The organism is Halomonas sp. PR-M31 (assembly GCF_001039575.1).
Lineage (GTDB): Bacteria > Pseudomonadota > Gammaproteobacteria > Pseudomonadales > Halomonadaceae > Modicisalibacter.
Map to the genome: position 1 here is coordinate 49509 of NZ_JIBT01000016.1, position 19958 is coordinate 69466.

Genomic DNA, 19958 nt, shown 5'->3' on the forward strand with positions numbered 1-19958 from the left:
TCCTCGGCGGAAGAACGCAATGACTACAGCGCCACCGCAGATCAAGTTAGATGCACAATCGCCGATATTATGAATACACTGGTACTATGACGTGAACATCAGATGCCCTGTTCGCCATTCGGGAGAACTTTATGATCCTAAACCGTCTTGTTCCAAGCGCGCTTCTCGCTCTCGTGCTACTAGGCTCGACGCCATTGGTATCGGCTCAGGAAGATTCCGATGCCCCGGATATCACCGTGCGTCAGGAAGAGGACCGCACCATTCGGGAATACCGGGTCAACGGCCAGCTTTACGCCATCAGAATCGAACCAAAGGTAGGCCCTGCCTATTTTCTGGTGGATGACGATGGCGATGGGGACTTCCAGCGTAGCGACAACGAGCGTATCGCCGTTCCCAGCTGGGTACTGTTCTCCTGGTAAGTTCTTGCCAGAACGCCTCACTGAACATCCCTCTTTGCCTGCGGTAGCGTAATCACCGCAGGCCCCTGCACGATGAAGAGTCGAGCCGCTACAATGCCCCCTCGACATCCAGCGCGAGACCACCATGGCTGTATTCACCCCGTTGAGCGATTCTCAGGTCGCCAATTTTCTCGAGCGCTTTGACATAGGCTGTCTCGAGATACTTGAAGGCGTCGCCAGCGGCACCGAAAACTCCACCTTCTTTGTCACCACGGATCGCGCGTCCTTGGTGCTGACCTTGTTCGAACAGGGCGAGCACGATGAGCTGCCGTTCTTCGTCGAGCTGCTGGACTACTTGGCTGAGCATCATCTGCCGGTTCCCGGACCTGTCCACGATCGCCAAGGTATTGCGTTACAAAGTCTGGCGGATAAGCCAGCGCTGCTGTTCCCACGCCTGCCGGGCAAACACCCCAAATCCCCTAATCTGGTCCAGTGCCGCGCTCTAGGGGATGCACTTGGGCGCATGCATCATGTGTCGCAACACTTCCCCAGGCAGCGTGACAACCCGCGGGATCTGAACTGGCTGCTGGAGACCCATCCTCGAGTGATGCCCTATCTGTCAGCCCAGGATCAGGCACTGATGCGCGAAGAGATCGCGGCTTATCAGGCGGCATTCGACAGCCAGGACGTGCTGCCCCAAGGCGCCATTCATGGCGATCTGTTTCGCGACAACACGTTGTTCGATGGTGACACACTTGGCGGGCTCATCGATTTCTACAATGGCTGCACCGGGGATTTGCTGTTCGATCTGGCCATCGTCGTCAACGACTGGGCCTGCAACCCGGATGGCAGCTTGAACCAGGAACGCCACGATGCCCTGCTCAATGCCTACGTGGCGCGCCGTCCGCTCGATAAAACCGAACGACAGTGCTGGCCGCTGATGCTGCGCATGACTGCCCTGCGTTACTGGCTTTCTCGGCTGCTGGTGGTTCATGTGGACCCGCCGGCCTTTGATCTGACCCCTCACGACCCGGAGCAGTTTCGCCGCATTCTCCTTCACCGCATCGAACACGGCGCCCTGGCGCTACCGGAGCAGACCCCTTCATGACATCCCCCGCTGCCAAGGCCCGCCGCACCTACAACATCGATCAGTGGGGCAGCGGCTATTTCGATGTAGACGATCAGGGCAATACCGTGGTCAGGCCGCTGGGCAGCGAGACCGAAGGCCCTGCCCTGCCCTTGAACGCCCTGGTCGATCAGCTGCGCGAGGCGGGGCTGCGCCTGCCGGTGCTGGTGCGCTTCACGGATATTCTTCACGACCGGGTCGAGCAGCTGTGTGCGGCCTTCGATGCCGCCATGCGGGAAGCGGCCTACTCCGGCGGTTATACCGCGGTCTATCCGATCAAGGTCAATCAGCAGCGCCGAGTGGTGGAGGAGATACTCGCCACCCAGGAGCGCGGCCATGGTCGGGTCGGGCTTGAAGCCGGCAGCAAACCGGAACTGCTGGCGGTATTGGCGCTGTCCGGTGGCAGCCTTTCTGATCATCCTCTTTGATCGTATGCAACGGCTACAAGGATCGGGAATACGTGCGTCTGGCCCTGATGGGCGAGAAACTCGGCCACAGGGTCTATCTGGTGGTGGAGAAGTTCTCGGAGCTTGCGCTGATCCTGGAGGAGGCCAAGCGCCTGGATGTGCGCCCGCGCATTGGTCTGCGGGCGCGGCTGGCCTCCGTTGGCAAGGGCAAGTGGCAAAATAGCGGTGGCGAGAAATCCAAGTTCGGCCTGACCGCGACCCAGATCCTTGACGTGGTCGAGCGGCTCTGCCAGGCCAAGTCCCTGGATAGCCTGCAGCTGGTGCATTTTCATCTTGGCTCTCAGATCGCCAATATTCGCGACATTCAGCGCGGGTTGCGGGAGTGCGCGCGGTTCTATCAGAGCCTGCGGGAACTCGGCGCACCGGTGGATACCGTGGATGTAGGCGGCGGCCTTGGCATTGACTACGAAGGCACTCGCTCTCGCAGCTTCTGCTCGATCAACTATTCCATGAGTGAGTATGCCAGCAACGTGGTGTGGGCCTTCCGGCAAGCCTGCGAAGCCGAAGGCGCGCCCCATCCCCATTTGATTTCCGAATCCGGTCGCGCCCTGACCGCCCATCATGCGGTGCTGATCACTAACGTGATCGATGAAGAGCGCATCGGTGAGAAGCCCCCGGAGCGGCGTCTGGCCATGCAGGATGTCCAGGTCGGGGAGCTATGGGAGGTCTTCGATCGACTGGCAACGACAGCCGAGCCTCGGGGCCAGGTCGAGGCCTATCATGATCTGGTACAGGCGATAGGCGAGCTGCAGGTACGCTTCGTGCTGGGCTTGGCGGGCATCGAGGCGCGGGCCGAAGGCGAAGCGGTCTATTTTGCCGCCTGTCAGCGCTTGAGAGCCAAGCTCGATAGCCGCAACCGCGCCCATCGCGAAATCATCGACGAACTCGCGGAAAAACTCGCCGACAAGCTGTTCGTCAACTTCTCCTTGTTCCAGTCCGTGCCGGACGTCTGGGGTATCGATCAGGTCTTTCCAGTGCTGCCGCTCTCCGGACTCGACCGGGAACCGACCCGGCGAGCGGTGATTCAGGACATCACCTGCGATTCCGACGGTCGTATCGATAGCTACGTGGACGGCCAGGGGCTCGAAGCCACTCTGCCGCTGCCGGAGTGGCAGAATGGCGAGGATCGGCTGCTGGGCCTGTTCCTGGTAGGCGCCTATCAGGAAATCCTGGGCGATCTGCACAACCTGTTCGGTGACACGGATTCCGTGGATGTGGCCTTGGATGCCCAAGGCCGTTGGCGGCTATCGACCCTGCGTCAGGGCGATAGCGTGGCCCAGGTGCTGCGCTACGTGGATTTCGATGCCCAGGTATTGCAAGAGCGGCTGCAGGCTCAGTTGCACAATAGCCACCTGAGCCAGGAGGAACGCTTGAGCTTCATGACCGAACTGGTCGCGGGGCTCGAGGGGTATACCTATCTTGAATGAAAGTGGCCGTCAGCCAGCGGTATGGGTTCTGATATCGAGCCCCGCATGACTTTCCCCTGCCTCCAAAATGAAGTGCAGCTCGGCACCAGGCGGTAGCGGCCCGACCCCTGCCGGGGTGCCGGTCAGCACTACGTCGCCCGGTTCCAGAGTGAAATGCCGGCTCATTTCCGCTAGCAATGTCGGTATCTGAAACAGCATGTCGCTGGTGTAGCCGCTCTGACGCCGCTCGCCGTCGATATCCAGGCTAAATGCCAGGCTGTTCCAGTCCGGAGCGCTTTCGATCGCCACAAAAGACGACAGCGGGCAGGCTCCATCGAACGCCTTGGCGATCTCCCAAGGGTGGCCTTTCTCTTTCAACCGGGCCTGAACGTCGCGCCGGGTCAGATCCAGCGCCAGACCAATCCCCGCTACCGCCTTTTCCGCCTCTTGAGCCGAAGCGCCAGTCAAGGTCTCGTCGATCAACAGCGCAAGCTCGGTCTCGAAATGCACCTCGCCCCGCTCGGCGGGTATCGTGATCGGCTCCTCAAGCATCACGGCACTGGTCGCCGGCTTGATGAACAGAAGCGGCGTGCTGGGCACCGGATTATTGAGTTCCTTGGCGTGCTCCGCGTAGTTGCGCCCCACGCAGACGATCTTGCCTAGGGGTTGATCGAAGGATCGGCCATCAGTGAAACGGGAAACGAAGCGCATGGGGTCTCCTGCATGATCGGATAAGCGTCAAGCGACGCTATGACTTTCCCATGAGTCTATCCGAGACCGCTTTCTGCTTTAACGCCAAGGGAAACATTTTATCTTTCAAGGCATGGCTACAGCATCAGCATCTGCCAAACCGTACAACGTTTGCACAATTTTTTATTTCAGTTTCGTCCAATGCATGACTCTACTTTTCCATGGACCTGAAACAAGTACAGCAATGAGTAGTTGCTTCCTTAAGTTAGATACCTGGCTGCCGATCATCCTACTAGAACAGATCTTCGTACAACTCGTGAACAAGACCGGCTTATCCGACAGGAAACAGCATGAATCATTCGACATCGAATCAAATCCCCAGCAGCTATCGGCAGCGCATCGACCGTGTGATGTGGACGCTTGCACTACTCAATCTCGTCATCTGTCTGGCGGTGGGTGTGCTCAACGGCAGTTGGCCAACGGTCGCAGGCTTTGCCCTGACCGCAGTGCCGCTGGCCTATTTGATCACTCGCACTTGGGCCGGCACGCTGCTCAGCGGCATGACCATGGCAGCCCTATTCATGGGTTTTGCCGCACTGCTGATCGATCAGACTCAGGGCATGATCGAGGCGCATTTCAGCATCTTCATCATGCTCTCGACGCTGATTCTCTACTGCGACTGGCAGGTGATTCTGGCTGGGGCCGGGGTGATTGCCGCCCATCACGTTGGCTTTACCTATCTGCAGTATCTTGGCTGGGTCCATATCTACCAGGGCGTCACACCCAGCAACGTCATGCATCTCATCATGTGTCTGGCGATGCATGCCGGCGCCGTCGTGGTTCACACCGTCATTCTGGGCTATCTGAGCAACACCCTGCGCCAGGTCATTGGGGATGGGCTGAGCATCACAGATTTCGCTCGGGAAGCCGAACAGGGCAAGCTCGACGCGGAGTTCACCCAGGAACAGCGCCGTCGTCCGGCCATCGAAGCCATCGCCAGCATGCAGGCCAAGCTGACCAGTGTGCTCAAGGAGGTGCGCCAGACTGCGGTGACGGTACACACTTTGAGCGCCGAGACCACCGAGGCGCAGCAGATCCTTCATCAGCAGGCCCAGCGTAGCGCGGAGCAGATCGAGCGTACCGCTTCAAGCACCGAGGAGCTCTCGACCACCACGCGCCAGAACGCGGCAGAGGCGGAGCGTACCAATCAACTTGCCTCCAAGACCGGGGAAACCGTGCGCCAAGGTGCGGAGAGCGTTGCCAAGTTGAGCGAGACCATGTCGCATATCGACGAAGGCGCTCGCGATATCGCAAAGCTGCTGGGTGAGATCGACAACATCACTTTTCAGACCAACCTGTTGGCGCTGAATGCCTCCGTGGAAGCGGCCAGAGCCGGCGAGCAAGGGCGCGGCTTTGCGGTAGTGGCCAACGAAGTTAGAGGGCTATCCGAGCGCACGGCGCATACGGCGCAATCGATCCGCGAACGGGTCGACCATTCCAACCAACAAGTAAAATCCGGCGTCGAGCAGGTAAGTACCACTGGCGAGTTGATGCAGCGGGTGGTGGAAGCTTTCCAGCAGGTCTCTAGCCGCATGAATGAGATCACCACTTCCAGCCACGAGCAGAATCAAGGCATCGAAACCCTTAACGCCAGTATTCTGGAGATGCAGGAGGCGCTCACCCTCTCCGCCAGCTCCATCGACAGCACAAAAGGAGTCGCGGAACGCCTGGAAGAAGCGGCGCAGTATCTAACGACGACCATCGGCTACTTCCATCTGGAAAACGAAACCGCTCAGACATCAACGCTTCAGGAGCACGCTTTCAGGCAATCGATTGAATCCCCCGATGGAGCAGCGGCGGATCGGGAATGGCAGGAAAGCGCTCGCCCTCTGACACCGGCTTAAAATAATTCTGATGTTTTTACAGGTCTCAGGGCGACCCTGAGGCCTTTTTATTTGCCGCTCCAACCTGACCTTTCATTCAAAGTAAACCCATCAGTCATATTGACATGGATGTAATTCGAAGCCTATAACTAAACAAATGACCGAACGGTTCAGTCATAAAAGATTGCCGAAGGTGCCTGCCATGACCGCTTCATTGAAGTTCCTATGCGCTGCTGTTCTTTGCGGAACCTTGCTCCCAGGCTGTCAGGACAACGTGCCTTCGCAGGAGACTGCACCACGCCCGATTGCCTGGACGATCGTCGAGCGCTCTGACCGGCCCATCGTGCGCACGCTTCCCGGGGTACTCCGCGCCATACAGCGCGCCGAGCTGGGGTTTGAAGTGGGAGGCCGCGTCGAGACGGTTCAGATGAAGATCGGCGAGCATTTTGAGCCAGGCGAGGTGTTGGCCACCCTGGAATCGAACACCTATCAGCTTGTTCTGGGTGAGCGAAAAGGCGAGCTGAATGAAGCCCTCGCCGCTCTCACGGAGGCCGAGAGCGATTACGCGCGACATCGCAAGCTTTACGCCAAGGACTGGGTCTCGAAGGCTGCCTTCGACCAGGCCCTGTCAGCCCGGGACAGTGCCCGCAGTCGGGTCGACATGGCCCGGGCCCGGGTCTCGATTGCCGAAGACGATTTGGCGGATACGGTACTCAAAGCGCCCTATGCGGGCAGCGTTGCCCGGCGCCTGATCGAGCCATCCCAGCAGATCGCCGCCGGACAAACCGCGATCGAGGTACAGGGCAACGGTGGAGGGCTCGAGGTGGTCGCCTCCGTGCCGGAAACCTTCGTGGATCGGCTCGAGCTGGGTTCACAACATCCTGTCGCGTTCCCCGTGCGCCCGAATATAGATCTTGTTGGTACGCTGCGCGAGATCGGCACTCGGGCAGTGGACGGCAACGCCTTTCCCGTCACTCTGAGCCTCGAGGACGCACCCGGGGTGTTGCGCAGCGGTCTTACCGCCGAGGTTGCCCTGCACCTTTCTACCGACACCCCGGCACACGACAGCATGACCATACCGGTCACGGCCTATCTCTCTGGAACCGATGACGAGACCACTGCTTTCGTTTATGACGACGCGACCGGCCGCCTGTCACAGCGGAACATTCTGATCGCGGAGTTCACCGATGATCACGCCTTGGTCAGCGACGGCCTGACGCCTGGCGAGATCATTGCCACCAAAGGGTTGGCGTTTTTGCAGGACGGCCAGGCAGTCACGCGACTCGGTGTCGGTCCGACCCGCTACAACCCCTGAGGATACGGCGATGATGAATCTCACTCAGATCGCCTTCCGCTTCCGTCCGGTTGTCACCATGCTGACGCTTTCGCTGATGATCTATGGCGCCTTCAGCTACTTCTCGTTGCCTGCTCGTGAAGATCCGCAACTCACCATTCGTGAAACGGTCATCACCACCTCCTACCCGGGGCTGTCCCCACAGCGCATGGAGCGACTGGTGACCAAGACTCTCGAAGAGGCCGTGCGTCAGGTACCGGAGGTGGAGGAAATTCGCTCTAGCTCCATGGCCGGGGTGTCCATCATTCATGCCCAGGTCTATGCGCGCTACTTCGAGCTCGATCAGATCTGGGACGACCTGCGCGAAAAGGTGCAAGCCGACACCGCAGAGCTGCCCGAGGGCACCAGCGCTCCTCAGATCAACGATGACTTCGGAGATGTCGCCGTGGTCACCGCTGCCCTGACCGCGGATGACTTCCCCATGCGGGATCTGTTCGACATGGCCAAGCACGTTCGCGATCAACTCTACGCAGTGGCCGGCACCAAGCGCGTCGATCTGCATGGCGTACAGGACGAGCGCATCTATATCGAGATGTCCAATGCCCGACTGGCGCAACTTGGCGTTTCTCCGGACGCCATCACCGCGGCGCTGCGCGATCAGAACATCATTCGCCCCGGCGGCGAGATCGACACCGGCGAGCGCGGTTTCATCATCGAACCCAGCGGCAATTACCAGAGCGTGGAAGCGATCGGCGAGACCCTGATTCGGGTCTCCGAAAGCGATCTGGTACCGCTCAGGGACATGGCAACGATCACGCGGGGCTATCTCGACCCGCCCCGGACCAAGGCCTATTTCAACGGACGCCCGGCGATCATCTTCGCCGTGGCCATGCTCAATGACCAGAGCGTGCTGGACTACGCACCACGGATCAAGTCGCGCCTGAATGAGATCGAAAGAACGCTGCCCGTGGGGTATTCGATCGATCTGGTGACCTACCAGGCGGAGCAGGTCGAGAATGCCGTTTATGGCGTAACCGCCAACGTGCTGCAGACCCTGGCTATCGTACTGGGGGTGGTCATCCTGTTTCTGGGTCTGCGCATTGGCTTGATCGTGGGTGCCATCGTGCCTGCGGTAATGCTGATCACCCTGGCGATCATGGGCTTTGCGGAGATGGATCTGCAGCGCATGAGCCTGGCGACCCTGGTGATCGCGTTGGGGCTTCTGGTCGACAACGGCATCGTCATCGCCGAGGACTTCAAGCGCCGCCTGGAAGAGGGAGAAGATCGCGACACGGCGCTGAAACAGACCGGCGGCGAGCTGGCGATTCCCCTGCTTACTTCCACGCTGACCACGATCCTAGTCTTTCTACCCTTGATGCTTGCCCAGCATCAGGCCGGGGAGTACACCCGGGCGATCTCTCTGGTGATATTGATCACCCTGTCGGTTTCCTGGCTGCTGGCGCTGACCGTTACACCCATTCTTTGCCATCGCTTCATCGCGTTGCCCGACCCGTACAAGACAGGCGACAGCGAGCGCCGTGATATCACCCAGCGCCTTTTCGCCGGCATGAACGGCGGCTACGAATGGCTGCTGCGCCGAGTGATGCACGCACGGGGGCTGTTTCTTGCAGTGATGCTGGCGACTCTCGCCGGGTCGATTTTTGCCATCGCCAACGCCCCGGCCCGGTTCTTTCCCAACTCCGACCGTACTCAGGTGCTCGTCTATATCGACCTGCCCGCAGGGGTGACCACCCGCACCACGGATGCGCGCCTGGGGGAGGTATTCGCACTGCTCAAGGATGAAGAGCGCTTTCCCTATATCGATGATTTTGCAGGCTATGTGGGTTACGGCGGCCCACGCTTCGTGCTCTCCCTCACCCCCATTGACCCGGCGCCCAACAAGGGCTTTCTGGTGCTCAATATCGACGAGTTCGACAACATGTGCAAAGCGATCGCCGAACTGCGCACCGCCTTGGGTCAGGAATTCCCCGGTCTTGCCGCTCGGGTATCCGGCATGTTCCTGGGCCCTACCGACCCCGGGGTGATTCAAGTCCAGGCGCGTGGCCCGGACGCTCAGGTCATTACTCAGGCGGCAGCGGAACTCGAGGCCATCCTAGCCGGAGTGCCCAACACCATCGATATCTGGAATGACTGGGAGAATCGCGTATCCAAGCTTGTGGTGGAGATCGACCAGGCCCGAGCACGCCGCGCAGGCGTCACCTCCTCGGATATAGCCGACTCGATGACGCGCTATTTTTCCGGCAGCGCCGTCTCGGAATTTCGCGAGGGTGATGACATCGTCCCGATCGTCGCCCGCGCCGACGACGCAGAGCGCAGCAGTCTCGACCGGGTCGAGACGCTGAGCATTCATTCCCATCAAAGCGAAAACTCGGTACCGCTTATTCAAGTGGCGGATGTCAGGCTGCGCAACGACTTCGCTCGCATCGAACGCGAGGACATGACCCGCACGATGACGATAGAAGCCCGCAATACTCGCCTCTCCCCGGAGGACATGGTGCCCTTCGTCGCACCCCGGCTTGAGGCCCTGAACGAACGTTTACCCCCGGGCCATAGTGTCGAATTCGATGGCGTGGTGACGGATTCCGCGGAGGGCCAGGCGGCGCTGGCCGCCAATATTCCCCTGTGTCTGATGGCCATCGTCGTGCTGCTGGTGGCCCAGTTCAACTCCTTCAAACGCCCGGCAATCATTCTACTGACCGTGCCCCTAGTCGTGACCGGCGCGGCCGTCGGACTCTATGTCATGGGGGCGGATTTCGGCTTCATGGTCATCCTGGGGCTTTACTCACTGGGCGGCATCATCATCAACAACGCCATCGTGCTGATCGATCGTATCGATCTCGAACGCGCCGATCCGGAACCTACCGCGCAAGGCACCGATGCCTTCGAGGCGGTGATATCCGCATCCGTGCGCCGACTGCGTCCGATCCTTATGACCACGGTAACCACCGTGCTCGGCCTGCTGCCGCTGATCGTATCTCGGGACCCGCTGTTCTTCGGCATGGCCAGTGTCATCGCATTTGGCCTCTTGGTAGGGACCATCATGACCCTGGGGGTAGTGCCAGTGCTTTACAGTCTCTTTTTCGGTATTACGCCTCAGGCGTTCGACGCATCAACAGATGAGATAAGCCTATTGGGTGAGTGAGTTTTCCACCCCAAAGCGCCCAGCTCATTGAGCCAGGCCGCTAGATCGGGCGCTCAAGTCAGGCGTCGATGTCGTTTTGCGCCTCTTGCTCGTCGAAGTATTTGACCGGGGAGTCCGCGTTGCACTTGGGATCGTGCAGGAAGGTCCGTGTCACATCGAGCTTGCCCAGGTGCTGAATCGTGCGCCGACCGAGCAGTACCGGATAGAGCATGTCGCTGCGATCTCTCAGGCTGAACTGCTCTTCATAAATTGTATCGTTCATGCAGATCTTCAACAGCACCACCGGGCGCTCGTCCTTGCCCCCGGCACCGCGCACCGTCAGGTTGCGTTGAAGCGGCAGCTCCATGCGCTCCGCGACTCGCTCTTCGGTCTTTTGATCCTCTAGCGTCAAGGTAAAACGTACCCACTCATCACCGTCACGCTCGAAGCGCTCGATATTCTTGGCGTTTATCGATGAGGTCAGCGCACCGCTATCGAGCTTGGCCTTGGCAACCGCGCCTAATGAACCGATGCCGGCTTTCTCGATCCAGCCGTAGGTAGTGTCGTCTTCCGCCCAGACCATGCCAAGCCCGAATACGGTCATCAATACGGATAACACAACGCTTGCTGTCAGTTTACGCATCAACACAACTTCCTCCTGTTTAAATGACACATGGGCACATAGAGATCACGGCAGCGGCGAATCCTATCATCTGTTCGCGGGTTTCTCGCGCCTGCTGCAACCTCGAATTGGCAAAGTAAACCTAGGTTATAGCGCTACATTAACTCCGCATGGTTTCTTTCCGGGAAAGATTGCTTTGTTGCCGGGGAGTTATAGTGAATCGAGCCGTGTTCGATAGCATTTTTAAACGCTTCGATATTCACCGTACTCTCGAACAAGAGGTCGCGGCGCTACTCGAATGTCTTCCAGAAGACGAACTGCGCTATCTACGATCAGGAGACTCGCTGTGGCAGGAAGGCGAGAATGCCACTTCTTTGTTTGTTTTACGCAGCGGTTGGGCCTATTCGGCTCATTATCACAAAGACGGTAGCCGACAACTACTTGAAACCTATTTACCTGGCGATATTCTCGGGCTGTGTCAGCTCGCATTGGGAAATCGTCGTACCAATGCCGTGATGCTGACCGATGGCTGGGTATGCGAACTACCCCATTCATTGCTCTTAAGAATGTTCAACGATTCGCCAATGATGGCCGCATTGCTGTTTGCCACTGCAAATCAGCGCCAGGCAATGCTCGTCGAACGTCAGATCATCATGACCCATCGAAGCGCCAAGCAGCAGTTGGCTCATTTCGTCTGCGAATGCCACGCAAGACTGCTTGAAACTGGTGAGATCTATCGAGATGAGTTCCTGTTACCACTGACCCAGCAGGATCTTGCGGATACGCTGGGTATGAGTGCCGTGCACGTCAGCCGCATCTTCAGTCAATTTGCCGCGGATGGACTGGTACAGCGTCGTTTTTTCCAGCTGACCATTCTTGATGCCGATAGGCTCAAGGAAGTCGCAGCATTCGATGAGCGATATCTGAAGATCCAGTGGGATGAAAAGAACTTGCCTATTAACTAGCAACAGGCGATCGAGGTAATGAACCCTATTACTTCCGAGTTTATCGACGACCAAACCGGGGAAATTTCATAGAAGAAGTAGAAGACTCTTTTACAAACCTCTTGATAGGTGGTGCCGGCAAGTGGACTCGAACCACCGACCTACGCATTACGAGTGCGTTTACGCCATATTCGGACAGAAACACCCAAGAACAAATATAATCAATCAAACCATTAATATCATATACTTATATAAACAAAGCTTGTTCTCTATTGTTTCTCAGCATAGCTCGTTATACCCTCCTGCTGTCACCTATTTGTCACCTAGAAACGAGCCATCATGTCAGTCCCCACTAAAATGAAGCTGACCGCTAGAGCGATGGAGCAGCTTGCCAAAGCACCGCCCGAAGTCGATGTATGGGATAACGAGTTGGCGGGTTATCACGTTCGTCCTGGTAAGCGTGGCCTGACTTTTCGGCTTTATTACCGCACCAAAACCGGACAGCGCCGCCTATTGACCCTTGGCGGCTATGGCGCCCTGACCGCCGCTCAGGCTCGTAAAAGCGCACAGGAAGCACTGGCTATCGTGGCCCAGGGTGGTGATCCACGTGCTGTACTGGAAAACGCCAAAGCCGAAGCCCAGCGCCAGCAAGAGCAAACGCTACGTGCCTACCTCGATGGTCCCTATACTGCGTTCCAGAATCGCAAGAAAGATGGGCAAGCCAACCTGCGGCGCATCCGCAATGCCTTTACTGAATGGCTAGACAGGCCAATGAGCGAGTTATCCCGCGCTGACGTAGAGCGTTGGCAAGCAATCCAGGAAGCCAAGACCAGACCTTGCACCTATGGCACTCATAAACGCGCCTATGATGCTCTGTATGGCCTACTTTCCCATGCAACCGAACGAAAAGTGATACCGGCTCATCCACTCAAAGGCATCAAGTTACAACGCCCAACGATGACCGATGAGGCAATGGCCAAGCAGTCCGCTAGTCGTCGCTACTTGGAAGAAGAAGAAGTAAAAGCTCTTTTCGCAGGTCTAGATGCCTATCAAGAGCGCAAACGCGATCAGCGGCGTCACAGCCGCGCACATGGCAAAGCGTATCTGCCGAGTCTAGAGAACGTGATCTATGTGGATCACGTCGCGCCATGGATTCTAACCATGTACTACACCGGCTTTCGTCCAGGTGACTTATTCGGACTGCGCTGGGAACACGTCAACCTGACCTTTCGCACCATCCGCAAAGTGATCGAGAAAACCGCACATAAACGATCTGAGCCGATGGCTTTCCCAATGTCTCAAGTTGTCGTTAATATTCTCTCGGCGTGGCATCGCCAGCAAGGTGAGCCCAAAACAGGGCTGGTTTTCGCGAGCCAGAAGACCGGTCAGCGGATGAGCGCCACTGCCATGCAAAAGCCTTGGGCTGCAGTGCGCCAGCTGGCACAGCTATCGGACGACTTGCTGCTATACAGCTTGCGCCATAACTTTGCCAGTCAACTGGTAATGGCAGGCACCGATCTACTCACTGTTTCCAAGCTGATGGCTCATAGCGATATCCAAACAACGATCGCGCACTATGCCCACCTACGCCCCGACCACACCCGCGATGCTGTCGAAGTGTTTGCTAAGCAGACCTATATGCGCGGCACAATGGACGTGAGCCGCTTTACCGACTTTTGCCATAGTCGATGAATACCTACGAAGCTGCGTTGCTGCTAGATAGCGCAGGCTGGAAGTGACCAGAAGCGTCCCGGCGCCTGACACAATTTCGCAGCGATACTCTGCGAGAGTTTGGCACTCTCTACTCGGCACAACCAACGGCTAGTTGGAGCGATACATCACTTTCCAGTGCCAGTATTGCGCCCTGGAGAGCGAGCTTTTCGCCAGGCGTAAAGGTATTGAGCCCGTAGTGTCCGAGAACTTCGTGGGCCAGAGTATATTTCGCGTCTCCCTCGTCACGAAGGTTGGCAGCGGCAAGTACAAGTCGTCCGATGGAAGAATAGTAGGTGTCTTTGATGACCTTTCCGGTGAAGCCCTAGATTCCATTGGGTCCATAGGCATCCTCCTGACATCCGGCAACATGAAATTTAAATAGTGGGTTGTCATTAGTGGACCATAAATACATCAGCGATCCGATGAGGTTTATTTAATGTTATGCCCGACAGTTCCGCCCCGACGACTATGGTGTTGGCACAGTTCATGTCGGCCTCATCAGATTCCGCCATTCCTATTTGCCCGGTACGTCGCTCTGTAGCTTCTGGTAGACGCTCGCATCTCACTGTATCCAGACGTACCATCACACAGTGTGCAAGGCAATTGCCGCACCCTTCGACTGGTCTAAGGATCATACCCGAACGTACGGCGTATTCCGTGCGTTGCCCCCCCATTCATTTGGAGCTCTTACGGAGTTGCGCAATGGCGTTAAGACCAAAAAATATTATTCAGTTGCTAAATTTTGAAGAGACAGCCCGCATATTAGCTGGCATAGATACAAAAACAGTTTCAAATGCCTCGCTCAGTGCAGACGAGCTTTCACGTTTGTATGAATGGCGAACGGCCATTGTTTACGCAATTATCGACAGATCGTTACAAACTACTGACGGTGTAGCCTGGATCACTCAAAATATGATTTGTGGAGGAGACTTGGGGCCACCACCACTCCGTAACTATGATCCTAGCAGACACGAAATGAATGCTATCTTCCTGCGAAAAGACGTTTTTCACTGGCTAAAAACGGTCGGCGTCTCTGAGGCGGATATCCCTGATGCTTTTAATATTGCGTCAACTCCTAAAGGTGATGAGGTCGATGTCCATCCAAGAAGGGAGGAAACTTATCATCGCATCATAAAGTCACTTTTGGCGTTGCAGTATGGAGAACAGACCGAGCCCTATGCGTTGGCGGACGAGTTTCTTGATGACTGCCGAAAACAAGGCATCCGGGCGCCAGCTAGTCGCTCTACACTAGGTGGACTTTTTACGCAACTCCCACCAGTCCAGAAGGCTGAGCTGGACTGACAGTAAGTCCAATTGGACCACAACTATATTCTGCTGCAACAAAATTGCAGGCACCAATACGCAACAAAGGATGCCTGCAATGCCTTCCAAGAACCAACTGTCCAGCAACCTGCTTTCTCAAGCCCTATCTCGCTACCGAGATGGCCATGACCCAAAGCTAATTGAGTTGCCTGAGCAGGCTGTATTTCCTGGCCTGATTCCTGCCGCGCCTACTACCGGAAGAAAATCTCGTTGTACCGGCATTCTGCTTGGTAGACCCGCCCCACGCTTCGTCAAGCGAAACCGTGCCGTCTTCTACAGACTCAAAGACGTTCTGGACTGGCTTGAGAATGCTGATGATTACGGTAGCACTGCTGAAGTGGTAGCACGGAGTGGAGAGGCCAAATGAAAAGTAAGAAAAAGCCCGGCGGCAACCGGGCAGTTCAAAGCAGTTCGAGCGTTAAAACTACTCAGCATACTACCACCGGCCCCGCTGATGTTCACGCCCTGTTGTCACGGCTGGATAACGTGAAGCAAACGCGCAGTGATGCTTGGAAAGCCTGTTGTCCGGCACATGATGATCGAGATCCGAGCCTAAACGTTCGCCTGGCTGACGACGGTAAACTACTGATGAAGTGTTGGGCTGGATGCCAACCTATCGATATTTTGGCTGCCATAGGCATGGATTTGTCCGACCTATTTCCTAAGCGAGAGCGCGACAGTTGGAGCAAGCCTGTTTCTCCTAGCCAGCGCTGGATACCGCGTGACGTGCTGTCGGCGCTCACCAGTGAGCACTTGATTGTGCTACTGGTGGCTGAAGAGGTTTACCAAGGCAACGCGCTATCCAAAGCTGACATGAATCGTTTTGCCTTGGCGATCGGCCGGCTGCGCAACGTCGCTAGGGAGGTTGGCGGCCATGAGTGAACATGCCATCGACCGCGGTGCCGCCTGGCTGGACAGCTTGAGCGAGTCACAGCCAAAGCAGCATAAGCCGTCCCTGTCCCTCGAGGAGCGGGCTCAGCAGAAAAATCGGCAGAGCAGTATTGGGCAGGAAGCCCAGTCCGAGAGTAAAGATAAACGCGAGTCTCAGACCGATGACGGCCAGAGGGATCAGGCTGAGGGCGATGATAAGCGTGAGTCCCAAGCCGACAAGATCGTTGCCTTCGTGCGCACTTGGAACGACCTGTTCCATGACGATAACGACAATGGCTATGCCCAGAATCGGGAGACCGGCGAAGTCCGCTCGTTGAGTAGCCGTGCCTTTCGTAATTGGCTGACCGCTGCATTCTATGAGCAGACAGAAAAGGCTGTCCGTGACCAGTCGCTGCGTGAAGCCAAGATGACCCTGGAAGGGTTGGCCATGCAGGAGCATCGTCCGGTGCATATTCGTGCTGGCGGTGTCGGCGGCGACTACTGGCTCGATCTTGGATTGACCGGTAGCAGTCGCGCCATTCGCCTACGCCCTGGCCATTGGACTATCGAAGAATCTGGCCTGATGTTCTGCCGTTCCAATAGTGGCCAGACGCTGCCCGAGCCAATACACGGCGGCGACATTGATCTGCTATGGCGTATTGCCAACGTGCCCGAGGGATCGCACCTGCTGATCGTGGCCTGGCTGGTGGAGTGCCTGCGTCCCGACACGCCTTATCCCATCGTAGAGCTTTTAGGCGAACATGGAAGTGCCAAGTCTACCGCGCAGACAACGATGCGCCGATTGATCGACCCCAACGCCGCCGATCTACGTGGCGTACCCAAGTCAGCAGAAGACCTGTTTGTGACTGGTGGCGCGAATCACATCATCAGCATCGAGAACGTCAGTCACCTACCGTCACCACTGCAAGACGCCATGTGTATCGTGGCGACAGGAGGAGGCTTTGCCAAGCGCAAGCTGTACTCGGATAGCGATGAGTCAGTTATCACGCTCAAGCGTCCTATCATCCTGAACGGGATCGCCGCTGCCGTGACGCAGCAAGACCTTGTAAGCCGGACGCTCACTATCGAGATGCCGGTAATCAAGAGCGCCCAGGCCAAAGACAAGCTGGAAGTCGAGTTCAAGGAGAACCGCGCCAGCATCATCGGTGGCTTGTTGGATATTGCCGCCAAGGCATTGGAATACCTGCCCGAGATGACGCTATCTGATGCCGAGCGTCCGCGCTTGGTGGAGTTCGCCTATCTTGGCATGGCCGTGGCCAAGGCGATGGGCAAAGAGCCTGCCGACTTCATGCGGCAATTCAATGATGCGCGTCAGGACGGATTGGAGCGCACCCTGGATGCCAGCCCGGTAGCTACCGCCATCCGCGATTGGGCAGAGATTCACCCCGGCGAAACACGAGAACTGCCCGCAAAGCAGTGGCTTTCGATCCTCGAGGATTACAAGCCCCGAGGTCGTGATTCCTGGCCGCGATCTGCCAAGGGGTTAGGCGACGCGATGCGCCGTGCTGCTCCAGCGCTACGCCAATTAGGCATCAAATGTAAGTGCCTCGGAAAAGTGGGTGGCGTAGTGAAATGGCATATCGGCCAGGAAAAGTCTCAGAATGAAGGTCCTGAACGTCCTGATGTCCTGACAAGCGACACTCAGCAGCAGGACATTAAGACTTCCAGGACATGCTCTCAGAATAATTCTTTGTCAGACGACAGAAGCGTTCGCGCGTCAATGAAAGATGAAGAAGAGGTGTTCTGATGACGGCTATCGACTATCTCAGGGAGCGCGAATTGTACGCCGGAGCACGACGCGATGGGCGGATAACTGTCTGGCCCAAGCACAATATCACTCCGCAGATCCGCGCCTGGATACAGCAGCACAAGAACCAGTTGCTGCTGGAACTGAAGCCAAGAGGAGATTTGAACGTCTGGCGGATCAAGATCGACGGCAAGCCCATCACGATGCTTTCACTATGCAGCACCCAGGATGAAGCACTTCAATCGGCGAGAGGCCGCTGGCCTGTTGCATACATAGAGATACTGACAGATGGCTAAATCTATTACCGCAATGCGTATCAACACTACATCCCGGCCACTTCTAGGAACCCATTTCTTCAAGAGGATTGCACAATGAGTAAGTACGACTGGGAAGCTATCGAGCGTGACTACCGCGCCGGTCAGCTCTCCATCCGCCATCTTGCCGCCAATCATGGCGTACCCGAATCAACGGTCCGCACCAGAGCCCGCAACTTGGGCTGGAGCCGTGACCTGACCCGCCAGGTTCAGGCGGCGACGCGTGCCAAGTTAGCGCAGGGGTCGCGCAGCAAAACCGCGCAGGACGATGCGCGGATCATCGATGACGCCAGCAACGATGCCGCTTCAATTATCGAGATTCATCGCAAGGCTATCGGCCAATGGCGCGATCTTGCCGTACGCCTGGCGGATCATCTTCGCACATTGGATATTTCTAATGAGGAACACGATAGGTTCGCGCGCAGCTTGAATACTGGCATCGATGCCCTGATGAAGGCCGTCAAGGGCGAGCGTCAGGCGTATAGCCTGGACGATGATCGCGGTGAAAGCCCGAAGGACGCTATAGCCGCCCTCAGCGACGAAGAACTGGATGCACGCATCCGCGAGCTATCAGTCAGTCTTGGTTACATGTGAAGCATTTGGAGAGCTGATGCGTATTTCATGCAGGCGGGCCTACAGGCTCGCCTGCTGTTAGGTTTTCTTCAAAGACGCCTGATAGTCACCCTGCCATGCAGCGTGCAGTTTGACCGCCCTGTCGCGGATACGATCATAAGCATGCAGCTGACGACACCATAATGCTGGAATGGCAGTCACTCCGTAGAAGGCGCCAGCCAGCTGACCCGTAACGGCTGCTGTGGTATCGGCATCGTCTCCCAGGTTGGCGGCCTTGAGCACCGCATCTGCGAAATTGTCGCTGTGCCACAGGCACCACAGCGCCGCCTCCAAGCTCTCCAGGACGTAACCGCTACCTCGGATTTCCTCCTCAGCCTTGTCGCGGTACTCACCGGCGAGCAATGGCATGAACATACTGTGGTAATCACCACTCTCCAGCCCGACGGTATCCAACCACCTCGACTTGGTGGTCTCACCCAGCAGCGCTCGCTCAAGCAGCAGGGCCATGAGACGACAGGCAGAGAGGCACAGCGGGGAAGCATGGGTCGTTCGCGAACTGGCTTCGGCATGGACTGTCAGCGAAGGAGCACCGGCATAGCGCATCGCCACCGGTGCAAGACGCATGATTGAGCCGTTTCCAGAAGCGGACAAGGCATCGCTGCCGCACCAAGGCTCACCGGAACGCTGGTAACGTGCTACGGCTTTAGCGACGGTCTTTCCGATGCCGAACGCACGCTGGCGTGTTGAGTTCTCACCATCGTTAGCCCAGCGCCAGTAATGGGCCATCTGGTCGGCGGCATTAAGGCCATCGCAAGCAAGCAGGCTGTCAGCGAGGCACAGCGCCATCGCCGTGTCGTCTGTCCACTCACCGCGACGCATGCGGAACTTGCCTCCCTCAATCATCCCCGTAATTGGGATGATCCGTTCGCGCCGCTGAAACTCCAACGGCGCTCCCAAGGCATCTCCAACTGCCAGGCCTAGCAGACAGCCTTCCCAACGGGATAGTGGCTTGGCTTCGGTCATAAGACGGCTCTTGCATGGTGTACTCCCCAATGCAGCGCCGATCATCAAGGTGTCGCGTGGCACTTCCACGGCCGGGTCAACAAGGGCGATTCATTGTTCTCCAGCGCAAGAACCGTATCCAAGAGCGCACGCTTTCAGCCAGACGTAAAGGTATTGAGCCCGTAATGTTCGAGAATTTCGTGGGCCAGGGTATCTTTCGCGTCTCCAGCGTCACGAAGGTCGGCAGCGGCAGGTACGAGTCGTCGGGCGGTTGGGTAGTAGACGTCTTTGATGGTGCCAACGGCTCGCGTGGTGACGTTGGGTCCATACGCATATCCCTCCTGATGTTCGACCACGCTCAAGAAGCTCTTAACTGGCGGCGCTGCTGAACTAATCATACTGGCCCGAGTATTCCATTTTGGT

At 57.2% G+C, this 19958-nt stretch carries 17 protein-coding genes and 1 pseudogene; 14 read left to right on the forward strand and 4 right to left on the reverse strand.

Features of this window, described 5'->3' with window-relative positions; genetic code table 11:
• The first annotated feature begins 131 nt into the window (after positions 1–131).
• The 3 genes and pseudogenes from CH74_RS05395 (at position 132) to speA (ending at position 3418) form a co-directional block, all read left to right on the forward strand.
• The gene (locus tag CH74_RS05395; RefSeq protein WP_048306458.1) at positions 132–419 is read left to right on the forward strand and encodes a DUF2782 domain-containing protein; all 288 of its coding nucleotides are present in this window, start codon (positions 132–134) and stop codon (positions 417–419) included.
• Between the two features lie 124 nt (positions 420–543).
• Entirely contained in the window at positions 544–1506 is a 963-nt protein-coding gene (locus CH74_RS05400; protein ID WP_048306459.1) for a homoserine kinase, read from the forward strand.
• Positions 1503–3418: pseudogene (gene speA, locus CH74_RS05405) on the forward strand (biosynthetic arginine decarboxylase). Before CH74_RS05400 ends, speA begins: the two are co-directional and overlap by 4 nt.
• 9 nt (positions 3419–3427) lie before the next feature.
• On the opposite strand, the gene CH74_RS05410 reads toward speA, so the two are convergent.
• Positions 3428–4108 carry a fumarylacetoacetate hydrolase family protein gene (locus CH74_RS05410; protein ID WP_048306460.1) on the reverse strand — a complete coding sequence of 227 codons (681 nt, stop codon included), beginning with the start codon at positions 4106–4108 and terminating at the stop codon, positions 3428–3430.
• A gap of 329 nt (positions 4109–4437) precedes the next feature.
• Between CH74_RS05410 and CH74_RS05415 the strand changes: the two genes are divergently transcribed.
• From CH74_RS05415 to CH74_RS05425, 3 genes are all read left to right on the forward strand, one after another.
• Positions 4438–5991 (forward strand): methyl-accepting chemotaxis protein, encoded by a 1554-nt coding sequence (locus CH74_RS05415; protein ID WP_053070640.1) that lies wholly within the window; start codon positions 4438–4440, stop codon positions 5989–5991.
• 181 nt (positions 5992–6172) lie between these two features.
• A complete protein-coding gene (locus CH74_RS05420) occupies positions 6173–7285 on the forward strand; it encodes an efflux RND transporter periplasmic adaptor subunit (protein ID WP_172656303.1) in 1113 nt (370 codons plus the stop codon).
• Between the two features lie 10 nt (positions 7286–7295).
• Positions 7296–10427 carry an efflux RND transporter permease subunit gene (locus CH74_RS05425; RefSeq protein ID WP_253272962.1) on the forward strand — a complete coding sequence of 1044 codons (3132 nt, stop codon included), beginning with the start codon at positions 7296–7298 and terminating at the stop codon, positions 10425–10427.
• A gap of 58 nt (positions 10428–10485) precedes the next feature.
• Here CH74_RS05425 and CH74_RS05430 read toward each other — a convergent pair whose 3' ends face one another.
• Positions 10486–11049 (reverse strand): ATP-dependent zinc protease, encoded by a 564-nt coding sequence (locus tag CH74_RS05430; RefSeq protein ID WP_048306498.1) that lies wholly within the window; start codon positions 11047–11049, stop codon positions 10486–10488.
• A 194-nt stretch (positions 11050–11243) separates the two neighbouring features.
• Here CH74_RS05430 and CH74_RS05435 point away from each other — a divergent pair, with 194 nt between their 5' ends.
• The 8 genes from CH74_RS05435 to CH74_RS05480 all read left to right on the forward strand — a co-directional run bounded on the left by CH74_RS05435 (position 11244) and on the right by CH74_RS05480 (position 18554).
• Positions 11244–11993: a Crp/Fnr family transcriptional regulator gene (locus tag CH74_RS05435; protein WP_053070642.1), complete on the forward strand. Its 750-nt coding sequence runs from the start codon at positions 11244–11246 to the stop codon at positions 11991–11993.
• Positions 11994–12311: 318 nt separating this feature from the next.
• Positions 12312–13664 carry an integrase family protein gene (locus CH74_RS05445; protein ID WP_048306461.1) on the forward strand — a complete coding sequence of 451 codons (1353 nt, stop codon included), beginning with the start codon at positions 12312–12314 and terminating at the stop codon, positions 13662–13664.
• A gap of 723 nt (positions 13665–14387) precedes the next feature.
• Positions 14388–14987, forward strand: coding sequence for a hypothetical protein (locus CH74_RS05455; RefSeq protein WP_048306463.1), 600 nt, complete (start codon positions 14388–14390; stop codon positions 14985–14987).
• A gap of 79 nt (positions 14988–15066) precedes the next feature.
• The gene (locus tag CH74_RS05460) at positions 15067–15375 is read left to right on the forward strand and encodes a hypothetical protein (RefSeq protein ID WP_048306464.1); all 309 of its coding nucleotides are present in this window, start codon (positions 15067–15069) and stop codon (positions 15373–15375) included.
• Positions 15372–15890 carry a hypothetical protein gene (locus CH74_RS05465; protein ID WP_082140303.1) on the forward strand — a complete coding sequence of 173 codons (519 nt, stop codon included), beginning with the start codon at positions 15372–15374 and terminating at the stop codon, positions 15888–15890. Before CH74_RS05460 ends, CH74_RS05465 begins: the two co-directional genes overlap by 4 nt.
• Positions 15883–17646, forward strand: a complete 1764-nt coding sequence (locus CH74_RS05470) for a hypothetical protein (protein ID WP_053070643.1) — start codon at positions 15883–15885, stop codon at positions 17644–17646. The genes CH74_RS05465 and CH74_RS05470 overlap by 8 nt, the downstream gene beginning before the upstream one ends.
• A complete protein-coding gene (locus tag CH74_RS05475; RefSeq protein ID WP_048306465.1) occupies positions 17646–17942 on the forward strand; it encodes a hypothetical protein in 297 nt (98 codons plus the stop codon). Before CH74_RS05470 ends, CH74_RS05475 begins: the two co-directional genes overlap by 1 nt.
• A 75-nt stretch (positions 17943–18017) precedes the next feature.
• Positions 18018–18554, forward strand: coding sequence for a helix-turn-helix domain-containing protein (locus CH74_RS05480; RefSeq protein WP_048306466.1), 537 nt, complete (start codon positions 18018–18020; stop codon positions 18552–18554).
• A gap of 57 nt (positions 18555–18611) precedes the next feature.
• On the opposite strand, the gene CH74_RS05485 is transcribed toward CH74_RS05480, so the two are convergent.
• Positions 18612–19556: an ADP-ribosylglycohydrolase family protein gene (locus CH74_RS05485; RefSeq protein ID WP_048306467.1), complete on the reverse strand. Its 945-nt coding sequence runs from the start codon at positions 19554–19556 to the stop codon at positions 18612–18614.
• A 134-nt stretch (positions 19557–19690) separates the two neighbouring features.
• Positions 19691–19933: a hypothetical protein gene (locus tag CH74_RS18595; RefSeq protein WP_156181388.1), complete on the reverse strand. Its 243-nt coding sequence runs from the start codon at positions 19931–19933 to the stop codon at positions 19691–19693.
• Positions 19934–19958: the final 25 nt, after the last annotated feature.